This window comes from Microvirga subterranea (genome assembly GCF_003350535.1).
In the GTDB taxonomy this organism is placed as follows: domain Bacteria; phylum Pseudomonadota; class Alphaproteobacteria; order Rhizobiales; family Beijerinckiaceae; genus Microvirga; species Microvirga subterranea.
On record NZ_QQBB01000005.1, the window covers coordinates 52,509 to 72,471 of the forward strand.

A 19,963-nucleotide genomic window follows, 5' to 3' on the forward strand; every position below is an offset into this window, starting at 1 on the left:
CCAGACGAAGCATTCCTCACTGACGAGGGCGGCACAACAGCATGGTCCAGGGGAGGGGACTCCTGATCTTGACGACCTCGAAGTACTTGGAGACGAGATTCACAAAACCTGTTCTTGACCAGTGTTGAACGTGTCCGGGAGTATTGCCCAGGTCCGGGATGTATTTTCCCCGTGCCACGTTAAGGACGCGCCATAACGGCTCGCGAGGGACACTCACGATTAGATGGCGTCCAACGACCCGCTGCAGGGCCTGCAGTCCGGCTTCAGGGCGTTCCAAGTGCTCTAGAACCTCGCAGCAAACGACAAGGTCGGCTCTATCGCGGCCTGGTTCAAGGTCATATATGCTTTGCACCTCAAACAACTCCGGCGACAAGCCTCGCTCCGAGGCGTTCTCGCGGGCCATCTCGATCACGCGCGTGGAAAAATCGCTTCCGCGGGCGGCGATACCTTTTTCATTCCAGCGCAACACCCAATAGCCTTCGCCGCAGCCGACCTCGTGGATCGCTGTTGGGGCCGCGACGGCAACGAGGTCTGACAATGCTGCTTCGAAGCGCCCCGTCATCCATTGGACGATCGGGTTCCGTGAGCCGTATTTGTCAAATGTATTGCCAATAACAATTCCGCTTTCTTCGGCACCACCGGCAATCTTTACGCTCATCGGCTTACCTTTCTCGAACCCTCAATCCTGGCGAATTAACCCCAACTATGTGCTCTACGGTCCGAGCCCGGGCTATAGAGCTAGAGCTGCAGATCGCGCCCTTTTAGCGGCTGGCCGCCACGTCCTCTAGACTCTTGTCGACATTCTGCGCGCGCACGCGGTGGCCCGGGAGAGAAGCTGGCTCACGCATCGTCATGTCTTCAAGATAGACCGTGTTATGGCCCATATCGGTTGGGGCACGCTTGACCGTTACGCGGATGTCCTCGAGGAGTTTCCTGTTCGCCGCCAAAAGATCGGCCAAAAACGCGACGAGAATGGTTTGGAAGCCCATGCCAAGCAGCACGGAGGCCAAGATGAGCGATTGGACGTGGCCGTCGCCATTGCCGTTGAGAAAATAGAAAAGAAACCGGAGGCCGATCAGGAAACCCAGAAAGAACAGAGTGGCACCAAGAACGCCAAAGAAGCGGAAGGGTCTGTAGATGACGAAGATGCGGACCATCGTTCCGATGGACCGCTGGATGTAAGATGGAATGCTCTTCAGGAGACGCGACGGGCGCAGATCCTCGTTGACGCGGACGGGAACGGACATGATCGCCATGTTCTTCTGCCCCGCTTGGATGATTGTCTCAAGCGTGTACGTATAGTCGCTGAACACAACCAGTCGTTGTGCGGCCGCTCGGCTCATGGCCCGAAAACCGCTGGGGGCATCGGGGATGCTCGTGCGGCTGACCACACGAACGACCCAACTGCCCAGTTTTTGCAGGAATTTCTTGGCCGGCGAGAAATGCTCGATCGTGTCGATCGGGCGTGCGCCAACCACAATATCGGCCTTGTGCTGAAGGATCGGGCTCACGAGAGCAGGAATGTCACCCGCATTGTACTGGTTGTCGGCATCGGTGTTGACGATGACATCTGCTCCGCGCTCAAGGCACGCTTCCAGACCCGTCATGAAGCCGCGGGCAAGTCCCTGATTGCGGCTGTGGCGAACCACATGATCGACACCGTTCTCAAGGGCGATGCGGGCCGTGTCGTCAACGCTGCCGTCGTCGATCACCAGCCATTCGACGGTGTCAAACCCGGGAACCTGCCGTGGGAGTGCGGCCAGCGCAATCGCAAGTGTCCCAGCCTCATTATAGCAGGGGATTTGGATAATCAGCTTCACGGTCTACAACCCCCGTCGGCAGCAGTGTAAAGAAGATATATAACGTTAAACGTCATGCCAGTTGCGAATTACTGGAACTAGTTGAGCTTCTCAAGGGATCTATTCGACATTTGAAACAGTGTTCGAATGTTCCATTGTTAACAAACGCCGTAGACATTGCGAGGGGATCGGTCAACACCTAATTGCAGCGAAGCCGCGCATGGCCGTGTTACCCGCTGCTTTGGTCTGTTCCATCGATAGGCTGATCTGCGCAGCAACCTAGGCGTCAGCCCGCATTTGGGTCGGCTGAGCTATCCATCTCTCGGCCTGCGACAATGCAGTGGTCTAGGCAGGCCGGGATCGCAGGATGACGGTCTAGAAGGTCAGGCCTTTTGGCCAGGGTGCCCAAAGGGTGGGTCGTTGACAGGGGCTGAATCTGCACGGTATGTGCAAGCCCCAACGAGCCCGCCGGAAGCTGTTCCAGACCCGATCCAGTATCCTGATGGACTGATCGGTGAGCCTGCGCAACCCGGTTGGTCCCTGAGTAAAACCATCGTGGCGTCGGTTTTATGGTCACGGCGCTTTAGGTCATAAAATCGGAGACTAACTGAATGACGACGTCGAAGAAGGCCCTGATCACCGGCGTGACCGGTCAGGATGGTGCCTACCTTTCCAAGCTTCTGCTCGACAAGGGCTATGAGGTCCACGGCCTGCTGCGCCGCAGTGCTTCGGCGGATGTCGTCGATTCCCGCCTGAAATGGATTGGAGTCGCCGGTAAGATTGTTCTTCACGACGGCAATCTCACCGATCTATCCGGCCTTATCCGTGTGCTGAACGAGGTTCGTCCGACCGAGGTCTACAACCTCGCCGCGCAGTCCTTCGTGAAGTCCTCATGGCAGCAGCCGCTCCTGACCGGAACCGTGACCGGCCTCGGCGCCGCGAACATGCTCGAGGCGGTCCGACTCGTCGCCCCCGAAGCGCGCTTCTATCAGGCCTCTTCCTCGGAGATGTATGGGCTGATCCAGGAGCCGGTCCAGTCGGAGACGACGCCGTTCTATCCACGCTCCCCGTATGCCGCCGCCAAACTCTACGCCCACTGGATGACGGTGAATTACCGCGAGAGCTTTGGCCTGCATGCCTCGAGCGGCATTCTCTTCAATCACGAGTCTCCCCTGCGTGGGATCGAGTTCGTGACCCGCAAGATCACGGATGCCGCCGCGCGGATCAAGCTCGGTCTCCAGGACAAGGTCGCTCTCGGCAATCTCGATGCCACCCGGGACTGGGGTCATGCCCGCGACTACGTCAAGGCCATGTGGCTGATGCTCCAGCAGGACACGCCCGATGACTACGTGGTTGCGACCGGCCGCACCGTCTCGGTCCGAGATTTCTGCCGACTGGCCTTCGCCCATGTCGGGCTGAATATGGAAGACCACGTCACGGTCGACGAGCGGTTCCTCCGCCCGGCGGAGGTCGATGTTCTGCTCGGCAACCCGGCTAAGGCAAAGGCGAAGCTCGGGTGGATGGCCGAGACGAGCCTCGAGGACTTGGTTGCTGAAATGGTCGAGGCCGATCTCGCTCGCCTGAAGACCCACGAGCATCTCTGAGCCGATCGGTCCATTCGAGATGCGGATTCTCATCACAGGCGCTGGAGGCTTCGTGGGGGGCTACCTTGCGCAAGCCCTTCGGCGTGTCTGTGATGAGGCTAACGTTGTGCCAACTGGGACGACATCGGGAGAACACCCGATCCTTGGCTCTGTTACAGCGATGGACATAACGGACGTGGCTGCCGTTACGTCAATGATTGACCGTTATAACCCTACCCATATAATCAATTTGGCCGGTTTGGCGGTGCCAGCAGTCGCGTCAGCCAATCCGATGGCCGCATGGCAGGTGCACGTTCACGGCGTCCTTAACCTAGCCGGGGCTATTCTGGATAAAGCACCAGATTGCTGGTTGCTCAATGCAGGTTCGGGGCTCGTCTATGGCGAAAGCGCTAAGTCGGGCTTACCTCTCGACGAGAATGCACTGCTTGTTCCAGTCGATGAATATGCTGTGACGAAGGCAGCAGCCGATCTCGCTCTTGGCGCGTTGACGCGCCGCGGCCTGAAATGCATTCGCTTCCGTCCCTTCAATCACACTGGAGCCGGGCAGTCCGGTGCTTTTGTCATTCCAGCCTTCGCCATGCAAATTGCGCAGATTGAGGCCGGGCTTGCAGCGCCGGTGATCCATGTCGGCAATCTCGATGCGGAGCGTGACTTTCTCGACGTCCGTGATGTGGTTGATGCCTATGTTCTAGCGCTTCAATCTGCTGAGGCACTGCACGAGCCGGCCCCAATCCTCAACATTGCTTCAGGAGTGCCACAACGCATCGGCGATATCTTGGAGCACTTCCTTAGGCATAGTCGCGTCAGTATCTCGGTCGAGCAGGATCCAGCTCGCCTTCGGCCCAGCGATCTCCCGCGCATCATCGGCGATTCGAGTCGATTGCGCCAGAGGCTCGGCTGGGCTCCGAAATACACGCTTGATGAGACGCTTGCGACTGTCTTGGAAGACTGCCGCGCTCGAATCGGTGAACTTGGCTGACAGAATGCCTCAATCACTTAATATTCTTGTGCGTTGACCTAGGCTCCGGCGGCTAGAACTCAATGTACGGGCGAAAGTGCTCCAGTCTCCCAATAACTGTCGACTCTCAATGATTGTCGGGCAGGTCTCAACCGAGAGGCTGGTCCTAGCATATCTTTGGTGATTTCTGACCAGAAATTCTTGTTGCATCGATCGTACTAGTGCCGATAAACAGTGTTTCGTTTTCTTTGAACTGGTTTAGCCCAGCAGTCGACGGCAGATGGAATACCGCCTTGACCATGACCTCTTATGCGCAGAATCTTGAGGATGTTATTCTATGGCGCGCATTGAAGCATGTAAGTCGCGGCACCTACATCGACATTGGGGCGCAAGATCCTATAGCTGGCTCCATAAGCCTTGCATTCTACAAGATGGGATGGCGTGGCGTCCATGTGGAGCCGGTGGCTACTTATGCAGAGCAGCTTCGCAAAGCTCGGCCGGATGAACGGGTCATTGAAGCGACCATTGCTCTGGGGGAGGGACGAGTCCGGTCCTTCGAAATCCCTGAAGCGGGCTTGTATACTACTGACCCCGCAATGGCCGTGCAGTACGAGGCCAACGGCTTCAGTGTCCGATCTGTTGAGGTCCCCTGCTTGCCACTTTCGCAGGTACTGGATGCCTTCAGTGGTCAGCATGTTCATTGGCTCAAGGTTGACGGCAAGGGTGCTGAGGAACAGGTGGTCAGGAGCTGGCTACCGTCATCTGTCCGTCCCTGGATTGTTGTTGTCGAAAGTACGAGGCCCAACACACCCGCGTCCGCACGAATGGCTTGGGAACCGCAACTTTTGGCTCTGGGTTACGAGTTTGTTTATTTTGATGGTCTGAGCCGCTTCTACGTCAGCACTTCGCATCCCGAGCTGAAAGCGAGCTTCGGCATAGGCCCCAATGTATTCGACGGTTTTGAACTCGGCGAGACATCGCCCTTTGCAGCCAGCCTGCGCCTGAGGCTTGACCATGCGAAGGATGAGATCACCCGGCTCAACCAGCAGGTCGCTGGGATGGAGGAGCGTGCACGTTTCGCTCTCAGTCAGGAGAAGACGCTCAATCGCCGGGTGGCTGTGTTGGAGCAGCAGCTTGCCGAGATTTGCAACTCGTACGCGTGGGCGGTCGCTGCGCCTCTGCGTTCTGTAGAACGTGCAGCTGTATCGAGCCTGCATCACGCAAGGGCATGGACATCGCTCAAGCCGGGCTCCCGCCTGCGCCGGTTGGCCCGAACGGTCGTCGTTGGTCTCATCCAACAGGTCCTAAAGCGGCCTTCCCTGTCGGCTCTCGCCAAGAGGAGCGCGGCACGCTTCCCGCACATCAACAACCGCCTGCGTCTAATGGCTTATCATCAGCGGGCCATGAGCTTCATGTCGCAAAAGCGAGTGCCGGAAGATGGTCTGCTCGATCTGTCAACCGAGCCGCTATCTGTCCGTTTGGTCTATCAGCGGCTGATGAGAGCCCGCAGCAATCTGGACCAATCGCATCCTTCCACCAGAACGTCCAACCGCGATAAGCCGCGTCTCGCCTATGTGTCGCCGTTGCCGCCCGAGCAATCGGGCATTGCTGACTACAGTGCGGAGCTGCTGCCCGAACTCGTCCGGCACTACGCCATCGACGTTATCATTGCGCAGAAGGAGCTCTCCGATCCTTGGATCAAGGCCAATTGCACGGTCCGTGATCTCGTTTGGTTCGAGCGGCATGCTCACAGCTATGACCGGATCGTCTATCAGTTCGGAAACTCCTTGTTCCATGACCACATGTTCCGCCTGCTTGATCGGTATCCTGGGGTCGTGGTTCTGCATGACTACTATCTCGGCGGCCTTATCGCCCACTTGGAGCTGTATGGCGGGGTCAGCGGGTTCTGGGCAAGCGCGCTGTACCACTCACATGGATACCAAGTCCTTCGAGACAGATTCGACCCGGCAAAGGAACTTGAGGTCGTCAACAACTGCCCGGTGAACCTGTCATTGCTGCAGAGAGCGCAGGGTGTCATCGTCCACAGCAGCTATTCCCGACAACTGGCAGAGGGCCATTATGGGAAGAGCATTACGAGAGACTGGATGATTGTTCCATTCCCGCGGCGCCTGCCCGAAGCCATTGACCGGGAAGCCGCCCGGAAAGCCTTGGGCTTCGGCTCAACTGACTTCGTGATCTGCTCATTCGGGATCCTCGGCGAGACTAAGCTGAACCTGCATCTCCTCGAAGCGTGGCTCAAGACCCCCATGGCTGGTGAGGGCAATTGCCATCTCATCTTCGTTGGCCAGGACAGCCAGAACGATCTATACTGCGAACAGTTGCGCCGGGCCATTAACGCGTCACCGGCCAAGAGCCGTGTTCGGATCACCGGATTTGTGCCGCTTGAGACCTACCGGCAGTATCTGCAGGCGGCGGACATTGCGGTGCAGCTGCGTGCGCACTCGCGAGGCGAGACATCGGCGGCCGTGTTCGACTGCCTAGCTTATGGGGTTCCGACCATCGTGAATGCCAACGGTTCGATGGTAGAATTGCCCGGAGGCAGCGTGCACATGCTGCCGGACGAGCTCTCCGTCGAAGATCTGGCGCACGCGATCACGACTCTGCGCAACGAGCCCGGTAGCCGGCAGACTCTCAGCGATGAGGCCCGCCGCGTGGCGGGGCAGCATTCGCCGCATCAGGTTGCCCTTCGCTACCGCGACGCGATCGAAACGATTTCCAGACGGGCCCCAGCTACAACGGATGTGCGTGCTCTTGCGGAACATGCCTCTCTCGTTGCGGCGCCTCCGGACGATGAGCGATGGCTTGAGATTGCACGGAAGCTGGCACGGGAGAACCCACTCCAGACGGGCGGTATCCGTCAGCTGTTAGTCGATGTCTCGATTCTCGCGCGCGCGGATTTCAAGACCGGGATCCAGCGCGTCGTCCGCTCCCAGCTCCTTGCCCTCCTGAACAATCCACCGGTAGGATTTCGAGTGGAGCCAGTTTGGTTTGGGGAGACTAACGGGCATTGGCATTACCGCTATGCAAGACGCTACACTCTAAGGCTTCTTGGTCTGCCAGAAGATGTTTTGGAAGATGATCCGGTGGATGTTGCGGACGGCGATGTCTTCTACATGCCCGACTTTTGGACCGATGGAGTCATTCGCGCTGCGGAAGTGGGGCTCTACGCCGATTGGCGCGCACGGGGCGTCCGGGTCACATTTATGGTGTATGATGTCCTGCCGCTCACATGGCCTCAATTCTTTCCGGACCGGTTCAGCGACATTCATGCACAATGGTTGTTGAAGGTCGCAGACAATGCCGACCGTCTCATTTGCATCTCCCACGCCGTTGCCGACGAAACCAGCCGGTGGCTGCAGGCCAAGAGGCCCGAAGTACTGGAAAAACTGGAAATTGTCGCATTGCATCTCGGCGCCGACATTGCCGCATCTGCGCCGACGATGGGTATGCCAGCGGACGCGCACTCCGTCTTGGAGCAGTTGAACCTGCGCCCGAGTTTCCTGATGGTCGGTACCGTTGAGCCGAGAAAAGGGCATCTGCAGACGCTCGCTGCGTTTGACTACCTATGGCAGGCCGGCCTTGACATTAATCTCGTAATCGTAGGAGCCGAGGGCTGGAAGTCAGAGCCACCCGAGCAACGACGGACTATCCCGACAATCGTGCAGCGGTTGCGCCATCATCCCGAATTGGGAAAGCGGCTCTTTTGGCTTGAGGGTATCAGCGACGAGTATCTGGAGAAGGTCTATGCGGACTGTGTGTGCTTGATCGCCGCGTCGGAGGACGAAGGATTTGGTCTGCCACTCATTGAGGCAGCTCGGCACGGCATTCCTATACTGGCGCGCGATATTCCGGTGTTTCGAGAGGTTGCAGGCGCCTATGCCAGCTACTTCGGCAGTCAGGATTCCGAGGCTCTGGCCAAGGTCGTGACGAACTGGCTCGAGTTGTATGCCAAAGGTGAACATCCGAAATCAGACGCCATGCCGTGGCTGACCTGGGCTGAGAATGTCAAGCGCCTCAAGGCAATCCTGCTCGACGGCAGTGAGAGCCGGATTGGCACGCACGGAAAGTTCGTTCCTGCTCAGGCTGCCGGAGACGGGATCAGAAGATCCGCATGACTGCTGGAATCATGTTCAGATCGGCTCTGACATTTGTCCATCTGCATCTGTGGCGTCGGCTGCCCCACAAGGCTCGGCGGGCCGTTCTCTTTCGCCTAGCATTCTGGTGGGCGCCGCGGCCCACTTCCACGGCAAAGGCCAAGGCGCCAATCATCATCATTGGCATGCTCCGCCACGCGTCCGGTCTGGGAGCGGCGGCGCGTGCTTGCCACGACGCGCTGAAAGCGGCTGGGCTGCCGGTTTACGGCGTGGATCTGACAGCAAAGTTGATGCACGAGGTAAACCACACCGACTTCGACTATGCCGATGGTCGCCATCTGCTGGGAGAAGGCACCGTCTTCCTGCACGTCAGCGGGCCCCTCGTGCCCTTAGCAATGGGGCAACTCGGCCGGGCTTTCGTACGCCACAAGCACTTCATTGCACATTGGTTCTGGGAGTTGCCGCGGCTACCGGAGGACTGGTCTCCCGCCATTCCGTTCCTCCACGAGATTTGCGTGAACACCACTTTCGTCCGTGATGCCGTTCGCCCAATCGCGCGTGGGCGACCGCTGCACGTCGTTCCCTATCCTTTGATCTGGACCGGAGATCCTCGATTACGTTTCTCTCAGGAGCGGCCGTTCACGGTATCAGTGATCTTCAACGTCGCATCGAGCTTCGCGCGCAAGAACCCCTGCGCGGCGATTGCGGCATTTCGCCAAGCGTTCGGCGACGACCCCTCTGCACGCCTCATTGTCAAGTACATGAATGCATTCGCCTGGCCCGAAGGAGTTCGCCTGTTGGAGGAGGCGGCGGGCGGTGCCGGGAACATCGAGTTGATTGGGGATGTCCTAGATGAAAGCGGAATGAGTGCGCTGTATAAACGAACGGACGTAGTCATATCCCTGCACCGAGCCGAAGGTCTCGGTCTTCCGATTGCTGAGGGGATGATGCGGGGCCTGCCTGTCGTTGCAACCGCCTGGTCCGGAAGCGTGGATTTTCTGACGCCGGAGACGGGCGTGCCGGTCAGCTTTGAGCTGGTTCCAGTTAAAGATCCTCAAGGAAAATATACTGATAGCGAACTGCTATGGGCAGAGGCTGATGTAGGAGAGGCGGCTGCGGCGCTCCGAATGCTCCGCTCGGACCCTGTCTTGCGGCAGAGGCTAGGAGCCGCTGCGGCTGCGCATGCAGCCAGGTACTTTCTTCCCTCGCGGTACGCTCGGCAGGTGGTCGAAAGCATTCTGTGGCAGCCCAAATCAATCGAAGTCAGTTCGTCTAAGCCTGAGATTATCAGTTGACCGATCATTCGTGATCTCCTGCAGGGGAGGCGCCCGCTTGGAGAGCAGACGTCCAGGCGCCTGGCCCCCAATGCTGAGCATCTGGCATATCGGCGCGAATTTTTCTGCGTAACAGTCGGGTCAGTAGCCGAATGGGATCTTTCTGCTTCCGCTTCGGCCTCGGTGGCACCTTGCTTCGACTCCCGCTGGGCGCTATGAGTTCCGCGCCGTTCGGGTCCCGGGGAGGGCGGTCAGCGCTTGCCTCTGGTAGGACCTTGGCGTGTCCTTCATACATGATGCGGCATATGTTCTTGTCTAAACATGTATCGCACGCCACGAAATGGAGCCTTCGGAGCGTCTGTGTGGTTACTGCCATTTCGCGATCACACAGACGGCTTGGTTCCCGGTGGGGGTAGCGAGAATGTTTCGCATCGGTTAAGGCTCGGCGTTGCTGTTATCAAATTGTTGGAAACTCATTGGCGCACATGGCATCAATTAAGCAAACTGTGTCTGCCCCGATCGTAGCGCAAGCAAAGGATGAAACCGCTAATGGTCCGGGGCTGAGCCGACGTGCTTGGATCGACATCATTCAAGGATTCCAGAGCTGGCGCGTCTGGTGGCTCCTTGGCATTGGCGACATCCGGCAACGCTACCGTCGTTCTCGCCTTGGGCAGTTCTGGATTACACTAAGCGTTGCCATATTCATTGCTGCAATCGGGACAGTGTATTCTGCTCTGTTCAAGCAGCCGATCGAAAAATATATTCCATATCTGGCAACGACTTACATAACCTGGACTTTGATCTCGGGCATTATCATCGACAGCACGAGTGCCTTCATTCAAGCTGAAGGGTTTTTGCGGCAACAGGCACTGCCGAAATCAACCTTCATTCTTCGCATTTTGGTGCGCAACTTTGTGTCATTTGGGCACAACATCGTTGTTCTGCCTGTAATCTTCCTAATCTTCGGTGTTTCTCCGGCATGGACGTGGTTTGCCGCTCTCGGGGGATTGGTGCTGATCGCCGTAGTGGGGTTCCTAGGCGGCTTGGTCTGCGCCATTCTTTGTACGCGCTTCCGCGATCTCCCTCAGATTATCCAAAATTTCGTGCAGGTGGCCTTCTTCGTCTCGCCGGTGGCGTGGCAGGTCGATCTGCTCGATGAAAGCGTACGGCACTGGGTTATCATCAATCCGTTCGCCGCCTTTCTGCAGATGGTCTCGGAGCCGTTGCTGGGCCGGTTGCCGGGGGCAATAACCTATACATCTGCCGCGGCAACCATTGGCGTCTCGGCACTCATCGCTTGGGTGCTGTTCCGCCGCTTCCGGCAGAGAATCGTTTATTGGCTCTGAGGACCGAGTATGACTTCCATAACGTTGCGCAATGTCGGCGTCGACTTTCCAATTTATAATGCGCGTGGCCGGTCTCTGAAGGCAAACGTCCTGCGCCGGGTCGGCGGACATATTGATAGTCACGACGGCGAAATCGTCACTGTCGAGGCTCTGCGGGACATCAATCTCGAACTCCGGTCCGGGGACCGCCTCGGCTTGGTCGGCCATAACGGGGCGGGTAAATCTACCCTGTTGCGGGTTCTGGCCGGGGCCTACGAACCGAGTCGAGGAGTCGCTCAAATCAACGGCACGGTCTCGTCCCTGTTGGATATGACCATGGGCATGGATCCGGAACTCACCGGTCGGGAGAACATCACCCTGCGCGGAATCTTTCTCGGCATGACCTTTCAGGAGATCGCGGAGCTGACACCTGCGGTCGAGGAATTCACCGAGCTCGGCGGCTTCCTGGAACTCCCCATGCGGACTTACTCGACCGGTATGACGTTGCGGCTGGCTTTTGCAGTGTCAACGGCCGTACAGCCAGACATCCTGCTTCTGGATGAGATGATCAGTGTCGGCGACGCGAACTTTGCTGATAAGGCTGAAAGTCGGATGGAACAGGTTATGGAGAATTCCAGCATCCTCGTCTTGGCCTCCCATGATCCGGCGATGCTGAAGCGCTACTGTAACAAAGCTGTTCTCATGAATGGGGGGCAGATAGTCGCCGCCGGGTCATTGGGCGATATCCTCGAGCAGCATAGCGGAACTGAATCTGTCGCTTAAGGGGCCGGATCATTGCTTTCGCAGAAGTCTTCGCAGCGGACCTGTATCGTGAGACAGGCTCGCGCCAGTCGTACCCAAGCTTCAACGAGACTGTTTCAAAACGAAGCGAGTGAGTAGAAAGGTAATTGGCAAGCTGGTTATAATCACGAGTGCCATCGCAACGCGACTATCGATAGCCATGTGGGTAAGCAAGGAAAGAACTACCAGACCGATGAAGTACTGTGCCACGTACACCACAGGATATTGAAGTCCTGAACGAATGGTACGTTGGGTGTGAAACACGAAATATGTGTTGATCATATAAGATAGACATATGCCGAACACATAGACCAGCGTGTATGCAGCGCGGGGTGACAGAATAGGCTCTAGTAGCAAGTATGCCGCAAAAGTAACGGCGGTGTTCACTGCACCGCCGATCACGAACCGGACAAATTGTTTCTGTAATACCTTCACCGCGAATCAGCTGCCGTGTTAACGGCCAGTCGGAACTGATCGTAGGACCGAATGTAGTCATCCGGATCGTAACGGTGGGAGGCGAATACGAGCAGAACGGCGTCTGGCGAGTAACGGTACTGAGTTCCCCAAATCATGGGCGGCATGTAGAGGCCCAGATTGGGCTTATCGAGCGTGACTTCGGTACGTCTTTCGCCGTCGTCGAGGAGAACATTGCACGATCCTCGAACACACACGAGAAACTGTTCGCACTGTTTATGCGCGTGTTCGCCGCGAACCTCACGACCGGGCACATTGTAGACGAGGAAGTACCGTTCAGGCGTGAACGGGATTTGGGCGCCAAACTCGCCCACAGACAGTTCACCGCGCATATCTTTCGCGATCCTCAGCGTGTGGAGGCTTGAGCGCCCCACCTTCAGCGGAGTGGAGGCGAGCGCCTCATCGAAGGACTCAGGGGAGGGGGAAACGTTTGGTCCGTCTGTGTCGGTGACATAGCCCTTAATGCGAGCCGGGTTACCGACGACAATCGCATTAGGAGGCACCGAGCGAGTAACGACAGCACCCGCGCCAACCATAGCACCTACGCCGATCTCAATCCCTGGCAGGATGGTCGCGTTAGCTCCGATTGAGGCGCCTTGCCGGACGATCGTGCGGGCGAATGCGTCGGGGTACACTTTGCTGCGAGGGAATCGGTCGTTCGTAAATGTCGCATTCGGACCGATGAATACATCATCTTCGACTGAAATGCCGTCCCAGAGTTGGACGCCACACTTGATGGTCACTCTGTCCCCGATTACGACATCGTTTTCGATGAAGACCCCGTCGCAGATGTTACACTCGACGCCGAGACGGGCACCCGGGAGGACATGAGCGAAGGCCCAGATACGCGTCCCCGGACCTACCGACATGGCTTCGCAAATTGCATTGGGATGAATGAAGGCTTCGGTCACGACTGGACACTCCGAACTTCTGACAATGATGGAACATTAGTCCCTGCAAACACCCGAGCCGTCCGTACGAGGGCGAGAGGGCGCCGCTTCGTATTCTCGTATGCTCGCCACGCATAGGCCCCGATCAGACCGAGCCCTAGCGTGTTGAGAGCGCCAAAGAACGTGATGACGACGATCGTCGTAGTATAGCCAGCGATCTCGATCTCACCGATCAGGCGCAGGATGATCACACTGACCGCCAACACCGCTGCTGCGACGATCCCGATAACGCCTAAGATCGTGAGGATCCTGATGGGCAGGTCAGTGAACGCGAAAATGCTATCGAGCAGGTAGGTGATCTTCTTGCTCAGTGTCCAGGCACTCTTACCATAGGCCCGGGCCCGCCGGCGATATTGTACTTCGGTGCGCCTAAAACCAAGCCAGTAGACAAGGCCGACGAGAGAGCTGTTCGCCTCCTCAAGGGTGAGAAGCTCGTCGCGGATCCGGCGATTACAGCCAAACACGTCAACTCCTCCAGCTGGAATATCGCGCACGATCAAGCGGCGATAGGCCGACCAGAAGATGTTTGCTGATAAACGCGACAATGGAGGATCATCGCGGCCCTCCCGAACGCCCACCACGATGTCCGCGGCGTCGCTATAAAGCCTATCAAGGAACTCGATGAGGAGTTCGGGGGGCTCCTGCAGATCGGCCGCAATGACGCCGAAAAAGTCGCCATGCGCGGCCCTCAACCCCGTCCGAATGGCGGCGAAAGATCCAAAATTGCGCGCATGGAGAATGAGCTGTGAACGGAATGGCGCGTGCGCCAATCCCTTCTCCAAGAGTTCGAAACTGTCGTCCGGGCTTGCGTCAACAACGAAGACAAACTCGGTCTCAAGTTGAAAACGCTCGCGTATGATCCGGCTGATCCGCGAGAACTCGCTGATGAGATCCGGCACGAACTCCGCATTGCGGTAGACAGGGATGATGACCGAGTACATTCGCTCACCATCGATTGATCGAGTCGATTATGTGAGAAATCTCTTCGTCTTGAAGCTCTGGGTAGCAAGGAAGCGTCAGGATCCGGTGTGCAAGCTTTTCGGTAACCGGGAGAGCGAAATCGGCGAAGCTGCCGACAAGGGGAAGTTGTCGATAATCTGGGATCGGGTAGTGAACATCGGTCCCAATCCCCATGGCGGAGAGGTGAGCTCGCAAGGACTGCCGATCGTCACATGCTATAACGTACAGGTGTGCGACGTACTCCTCTCCGTATACGGGAGGGCAACTGACCCGCGGATGGTGGATCTCGGTCGAGTATCGTGTTGCAATCTCGCGACGTCGTGTGTTCCAGTCATTGAGGGATGGAAGCTTGGAACGAAGGATCGCAGCCTGGATTTCGTCGAGGCGGCTGTTGCGCGCATGCGGGCTCTCGACTTCATACTTTGATTTCCATCCATACTGGCGCAGCTGTCGGACTTTCCTGGCCGTGTCATCGCTTTGGGTCACCACGGCTCCTGCATCGCCAAGAGCTCCGAGGTTCTTCGTAGGATAGAAGCTGAAGCTTGCCGCTGCACCGAAGCTGCCGGCACGGCGGCCCGTGCGGGAAGCGCCGTGAGCTTGCGCACAGTCTTCGAATACTGGCACCCCTGCCGGCTCCGTGATGCGCAAAATAGCGTCCATGTCGTGCAAGAGGCCAAAAAGGTGAGTGATCACGACGGCGTCGATCCCGCCCTGTGCGATGATCTCGCCCAGATGATCGATCGACATCAGACGACTGGTTTCGTCAACGTCGGCGAAGACCGGGACGGCGCCAATTGCACTAAGTGCCGTAAGTGTATAGTAGCCGGCATTCGCGACCGTCACGACCCGGCTGCCGCGCTCAACTGATAAAGCGCGTAGACCAAGTTCGATCGCATCAGTCCCGTTTGCCACGCCTACACAGTGGTTTGCACCGCAGAATGAGGCAAACTCCTCCTCAAGGGCATCGTTTTCGCGACCGAGTATATACCAGCCGCTTCCGAGGACCCGATCCACTGCTTCGCGGACGGCGGCGTTTGTCGACTCGGCGTGGCGGCGCAGATTATTGATTCCGATATGTATTGTCACAGTTTGATGTCCAGAAGCTTGTAGATTATTGCTAGCGACCTTTCGTCCGAGGCTCAACCAGCATGTCGGAGCGCACCCGATTCCTTGTTTATCAGATAATGACATCCAAGGATGAGGGCTCCGACTGATCGAGGGAGCTGAGAATAGCCAAGGGTCGAACAGTGTCTTCCAGCGCGAGGATCTCAGCGGACCCGCCCCACCGTTGAGATATCCGCATTAGTTGGTCAATCGCGGCCAAGGCTGGTCGGGCTTTACTGGTGGAACAGGCCATATCGAGCAGTCTCGCTGCATAGTTCTGCGGACAAAATGTTTGACTGGCCCAGCTTCTGGCAGCCTGGGCCAGTAACTGTCTTCTTTGTTGGTCGCTCAAGAGGAGCTCAAGCGCGGACTGGATGCTGTTGACCTCATCGTGCGGATCAATCTTCACGACACAGGTGTCCGGGATCTCGCTATAGAAGCCTGCATTCGTGACAATGATAGGTTTGCCAAACAGCATCGCCTCGATCGCGGATGCTGACGCGGCTTCAAGTGTCGGCCAACGTAGACAACTCACCACGTCCGCATCCCTGATGGCTTTTGCGAGGATTTCATCGCGGACTTCGCCAGAGATCACGACATTTACTTGGCAACGTTCTGCCAGGGCCAGCAAGTCGGCTTTGGTCTCAGGTTGTATATGCCCAATCAGCCGGTAGGACATCTTCTCACGGAGAGTTCCGCTGTTACCGATCGCCTGAATGACACTCCTGGCTCGCTTATTGCTGTTGACATGTCCAATTGTCAGAAGCTCGAACCGAGGCGCAACCGCAGTTGATCTTGTTTCGATGCTCTCTGAACCAAGGGGCGCAATAATGTTGTATGCGAGTGGAACAACTTCGACCGGCCCCGGACAGGAGTTAACGACACGTTCGATTCCCCAGTTGCTGTGCGTAATCACCCCATAAGCCATTGAGCCAATCCACTCAGTCATCGGAGATGCCTCGCGTGTCCCTTCGATGAAGGCATCGCTCGTTGAATAGCCGAAGAAGCGTGAGGCTACGTCATTCCCGTACCAAGCTCGTAGCGTTGCCTCAGCCTGCATGCGATGAGACTGCGCCCAACCGTAGAACAGGTGACCGAGGAAGAAGTCGTGTAGACAGACTAGACCTGGGTAGTGCGGGAGCCATTCAACGACGCCTCGGTGAAAATCGTAGTTATCACCGACTTGATAGACTAGTGCGTCCGCATGCCGTGCGAGGTCAACGATCGACGGCCCATCAGTCCAAGGAACGAGTTCCGCATTAAAGTTGTGCGTTGCGCTGGTGAGGTATTGCTGAGCTTCTGTACGAACAACAGCAACCTCGTGTCCTGAGGAGACCAGTTCCCGTGTAACGAGGCTCGTCATCCGGCCAATTGCGGAAGCTTTGAGCGCTGGAGTGAATACGAGAAGCTTCATCTTAGGAGCGCCTCTACGGTGCTCGGCCAATTGATGTGGAAACCAAGCCATTTTTCTTTGGCGGCAATTCCATACTGTTTAGTACGCGCACGGTCGTGCCCAACGGCGTTCATAACCGCAGCCAAAGACGCAGCGGTCGGCTCCGCCACCCATCCCGTTGCTTTATGGTCAACTAATCCCAGCACGCCACCGCTATCGGTGGTCGTAATAAGCGCTTTGCCGGCTGTCGCGGCTTCCATGGCAACGTATCCGAGCGAGTCTTCGTCAAATGGTAGATAGGCGACAGCGGCCGAGCCATTGACGTAGTCCGCGTAGACTTGGCGAGGCAAGAACCGCAAATCGAGCTTCACTCGATCTTTGAGCCCGTGCTGTTCTACAACTTGGTGCAGAGTTTTGGCGTCATCAGGCGTATCGGGTGGACCTGCAATGATAAGTTTCACGCTTCTGTCGCACTGGCTGAGGGCTTCGAGCAACAGATGTTGGCGCTTCATTCCATTTACTCTCCCCCCAGCGAAAATGTAGCTTCCAGTGTTTCCGCCATTGAAGATTTCGGGGTCATTGATTGGAGGAAGAAGGACCTCGGCGTTAAAGCCGTTATAGGTATACAGTCGCTGCCGAGTAATCTCTGAATTGGTATATATCCTTCGGCATTCTGCGAACGTCTCGTTGTCGGCATTCTGGATCAGGCGCTGAATATCGGTACCAATCTGCCCTTCAGGCAAATTCGTATGGCCGGCATCAAAGAGATCGTAAGCCTGGCGGTACTGGTGCAAAAGCCACAGGGTCTTATGTGGGTGCCGGATCAAGTAGGCCGGGAACTTCAGCGCGATCACACGATCGACATTCCACAATTCAAAAGAGCGAGCCATCAGCATCTGAGATGGAATTCGCGTTGCAGGTTCCCACTGAAACGGAATTCTCAGCACTTCGGCTTCATGGCCAGCGACGATCAGATTCTTCTGAAGATGAGCGGCAAGTTCCTCGGCACCGCCCCAAATAAATGGTGCCATGTTATTGACTATAAGAACTTTCATGCCAAGAGCCTATCAAGGACGTGCGTCCATGAAATGTTGAGTTCTTTCAGACGCGCATGGGCGTTTCTTCCCATCACTGCCGTGACGGTTCGGTCCGTGTAGAGGCGGTCGAGTGCTTCTGCAATAGCCTCTGGTGTCGGTTCAGCCACGTAACCGTTGTATCCGTCGTGAACGAGTTCGAGCACGCCGCCGGAATCGGAGGTTGTGACAATTGGCTTTCCTGCGTGGCTTGCTTCGATGCTCGGGTAGCCATACGAGTCTTCATCGAGCGGAAGATAGGCGGCAGCAAGACAATCGGCCAAGTATGCGATCTTTTCCTCTTCGCTGATCCAACGATCTTCGAGAGTCACGGTGTCCGCGAGACCAAAGGTTGAGATCTGTTCGCGCAGATCCCTTGGATAAGCTTGGCCAGCACTTGTACCGCACAATCGAAGGCGCACTGGCGTCCGGGTAAAGCGCATCGCATCAACGAGCAAGTGCTGTCGCTTGTGATTCTCGAGCCGGCAAATGTAGACAACCTCATCATTAAACCCTCGGCAATGGAAGCGCTCAGGCTGGATGACGGGAGGATATAGAACCTCGCTACTGATATTGTTGAAGGCTTTGAGGCGGTTCGATACGGCTTGCGAGTTGGTGAAGACGTGCTTTGCCTCGTTCAAGGCAGCGGTGTCCGCTGCGTGAAGGGCGTCGCGAATTCCCCTGTGCTTCGCGTCATCCGGGAACCCACGATATGGACTATCCCATAGATCATAGAACGCTCGGATATGATGGATGAACCACAGAACCTTGTGAGGGTGCGGGATATGATGCGCTTGGGGGCGGAAGCAAATGATGCGGTCGGCCGATGTCAAGTCAATCCAGCGAAATGCAGCCATCTGCTGAAACAAGAGGTCGGGGACATCGACTTCGGGCAGGTAGATTGTCTCTACCTGATGCCCGGCCTCTTGCAGCAGTGGATGCAGCCAATCGACGATGTTCCTTGCCCCGCCGTGGACGAATGGGACGAAGGACGAACACAGGGCAATCTTCATCTGCTATGCCAGCGCGCGCTTGAGACTGTCCGCAATTCTCTGAACGTCCGCCCGGGTTAGATCCTGATGGGTCGGCAGGTTGATGCCTCGCTGTGCCCAGAGATCTGCAACGGGATAAGCTGTCTCTTCGTGATAAGGCGGAAGCACATGCATTGGGTAAAAGACGGGCCTTGTTTCGATTCCCATCTCATCAAGGTGACGCATAACGGCGTCACGTTTAGTCCCATCACCATCTCTAAGGAAGATATTGTACATCCAATAAACTTGCTTTGCCCAAGGGGCCTGCTGGGGAAGGACAATTTCGTTCTGCAACCCTGCCAGAGCTTCGTTGTACCACCCGGCCAGGGTCTCGCGATCCGACAGGGCCTTGTCGATCCCTTCCATCTGAGCCAAACCGATGGCTGCCTGGATGTTCGTCATGCGGTAGTTGTAGCCGATGACCGGAAACCAGTAACGCCGATTGGGATCCATGCCCTGTCCGCGGAACAGCCTGAGCCGCGCTGCCAAATCGTCGTCGTTTGTGGTTACCATACCACCTTCACCGGTGGTGATAATCTTGTTGCCAAAGAAGCTGAATGTAGCGCAGGTGCCGAGGCTACCAACACGGCGGCCGCGCACTTCGGCCCCGTGAGCCTCCGCGGCATCCTCGAGTACCCAAAGTTGATGCGTTTGGGCGATCTCATTGATTGGATCCATGTCCGCAGGATGTCCATAAAGATGGACAGGAATGATACCGCGGGTTTTGGGAGTGATCTTCCTCTCAATCTCACGTGGGTCGATGTTCATGGTTTCCTGACATACATCCACCAGTACAGGAGTCGCGCCGCAATAACGGACAGCGTTCGCTGTAGCAATATATGTCACGGTTGGGATGATGACCTCATCGCCAGGCTTGAGATCTAAGGCAACGAGCGCCAGATGAAGCGCGGTCGTACCATTATTCGCCGCAATTGCATGCTTGACGCCACAGAATTTCGCAAAGCTCTCCTCGAACGCGCCGATATACTTGCCGTTTGATGAGATCCAGTTCGTATCGAGGCATTCAAGTACGTAGTTTTTTTCGTTTCCAGCTAGCTTAGGCTGTGCGACGGAGATGCGGTTCATTTCTTTGGTTTCCGGT

The 19,963-nt window shown here is 56.8% G+C and carries 16 protein-coding genes; 6 read left to right on the forward strand and 10 right to left on the reverse strand.

What is annotated here, in order from left to right; genetic code table 11:
* Positions 1-16 precede the first annotated feature (16 nt).
* Positions 17-658, reverse strand: a complete 642-nt coding sequence (locus DES45_RS13550) for a class I SAM-dependent methyltransferase (protein ID WP_114770559.1) — start codon at positions 656-658, stop codon at positions 17-19.
* 103 nt (positions 659-761) lie between these two features.
* Positions 762-1,820: a glycosyltransferase family 2 protein gene (locus tag DES45_RS13555; protein WP_114770560.1), complete on the reverse strand. Its 1,059-nt coding sequence runs from the start codon at positions 1,818-1,820 to the stop codon at positions 762-764.
* 590 nt (positions 1,821-2,410) lie between these two features.
* Here DES45_RS13555 and gmd point away from each other — a divergent pair.
* The 6 genes from gmd to DES45_RS13585 all read left to right on the forward strand — a co-directional run bounded on the left by gmd (position 2,411) and on the right by DES45_RS13585 (position 11,858).
* On the forward strand, positions 2,411-3,403 hold the full coding sequence (gene gmd, locus DES45_RS13560) for a GDP-mannose 4,6-dehydratase (protein ID WP_114770561.1): 993 nt from the start codon (positions 2,411-2,413) through the stop codon (positions 3,401-3,403).
* Between the two features lie 19 nt (positions 3,404-3,422).
* Positions 3,423-4,382 carry a GDP-mannose 4,6-dehydratase gene (locus tag DES45_RS13565; protein ID WP_114770562.1) on the forward strand — a complete coding sequence of 320 codons (960 nt, stop codon included), beginning with the start codon at positions 3,423-3,425 and terminating at the stop codon, positions 4,380-4,382.
* A 278-nt stretch (positions 4,383-4,660) separates the two neighbouring features.
* The gene (locus DES45_RS13570; protein WP_114770563.1) at positions 4,661-8,497 is read left to right on the forward strand and encodes a glycosyltransferase; all 3,837 of its coding nucleotides are present in this window, start codon (positions 4,661-4,663) and stop codon (positions 8,495-8,497) included.
* Positions 8,494-9,771: a glycosyltransferase family 4 protein gene (locus DES45_RS13575; protein WP_114770564.1), complete on the forward strand. Its 1,278-nt coding sequence runs from the start codon at positions 8,494-8,496 to the stop codon at positions 9,769-9,771. The genes DES45_RS13570 and DES45_RS13575 overlap by 4 nt, the downstream gene beginning before the upstream one ends.
* A 464-nt stretch (positions 9,772-10,235) precedes the next feature.
* On the forward strand, positions 10,236-11,096 hold the full coding sequence (locus tag DES45_RS13580; protein WP_114770565.1) for an ABC transporter permease: 861 nt from the start codon (positions 10,236-10,238) through the stop codon (positions 11,094-11,096).
* 9 nt (positions 11,097-11,105) lie between these two features.
* Positions 11,106-11,858, forward strand: coding sequence for an ABC transporter ATP-binding protein (locus DES45_RS13585; protein ID WP_114770566.1), 753 nt, complete (start codon positions 11,106-11,108; stop codon positions 11,856-11,858).
* Positions 11,859-11,939: 81 nt separating this feature from the next.
* On the opposite strand, the gene DES45_RS26340 is transcribed toward DES45_RS13585, so the two are convergent.
* The 8 genes from DES45_RS26340 to DES45_RS13625 all read right to left on the reverse strand — a co-directional run bounded on the left by DES45_RS26340 (position 11,940) and on the right by DES45_RS13625 (position 19,947).
* On the reverse strand, positions 11,940-12,311 hold the full coding sequence (locus tag DES45_RS26340) for a GtrA family protein (protein WP_114770567.1): 372 nt from the start codon (positions 12,309-12,311) through the stop codon (positions 11,940-11,942).
* A complete protein-coding gene (locus tag DES45_RS26065) occupies positions 12,308-13,261 on the reverse strand; it encodes a WxcM-like domain-containing protein (RefSeq protein WP_210210215.1) in 954 nt (317 codons plus the stop codon). Before DES45_RS26065 ends, DES45_RS26340 begins: the two co-directional genes overlap by 4 nt.
* Entirely contained in the window at positions 13,258-14,241 is a 984-nt protein-coding gene (locus DES45_RS13600; protein ID WP_114770569.1) for a glycosyltransferase family 2 protein, read from the reverse strand. The genes DES45_RS26065 and DES45_RS13600 overlap by 4 nt, the downstream gene beginning before the upstream one ends.
* 4 nt (positions 14,242-14,245) lie before the next feature.
* Entirely contained in the window at positions 14,246-15,346 is a 1,101-nt protein-coding gene (locus DES45_RS13605) for a DegT/DnrJ/EryC1/StrS family aminotransferase (RefSeq protein WP_210210216.1), read from the reverse strand.
* A 91-nt stretch (positions 15,347-15,437) separates the two neighbouring features.
* Positions 15,438-16,778 carry a glycosyltransferase gene (locus tag DES45_RS13610; RefSeq protein WP_170151492.1) on the reverse strand — a complete coding sequence of 447 codons (1,341 nt, stop codon included), beginning with the start codon at positions 16,776-16,778 and terminating at the stop codon, positions 15,438-15,440.
* Positions 16,775-17,812 carry a glycosyltransferase family 4 protein gene (locus DES45_RS13615; RefSeq protein ID WP_114770572.1) on the reverse strand — a complete coding sequence of 346 codons (1,038 nt, stop codon included), beginning with the start codon at positions 17,810-17,812 and terminating at the stop codon, positions 16,775-16,777. Before DES45_RS13615 ends, DES45_RS13610 begins: the two co-directional genes overlap by 4 nt.
* Positions 17,809-18,843, reverse strand: a complete 1,035-nt coding sequence (locus tag DES45_RS13620; protein ID WP_114770573.1) for a glycosyltransferase family 4 protein — start codon at positions 18,841-18,843, stop codon at positions 17,809-17,811. The genes DES45_RS13615 and DES45_RS13620 overlap by 4 nt, the downstream gene beginning before the upstream one ends.
* A 3-nt stretch (positions 18,844-18,846) precedes the next feature.
* On the reverse strand, positions 18,847-19,947 hold the full coding sequence (locus DES45_RS13625) for a DegT/DnrJ/EryC1/StrS family aminotransferase (RefSeq protein WP_114770574.1): 1,101 nt from the start codon (positions 19,945-19,947) through the stop codon (positions 18,847-18,849).
* Between the last annotated feature and the right edge of the window lie 16 nt (positions 19,948-19,963).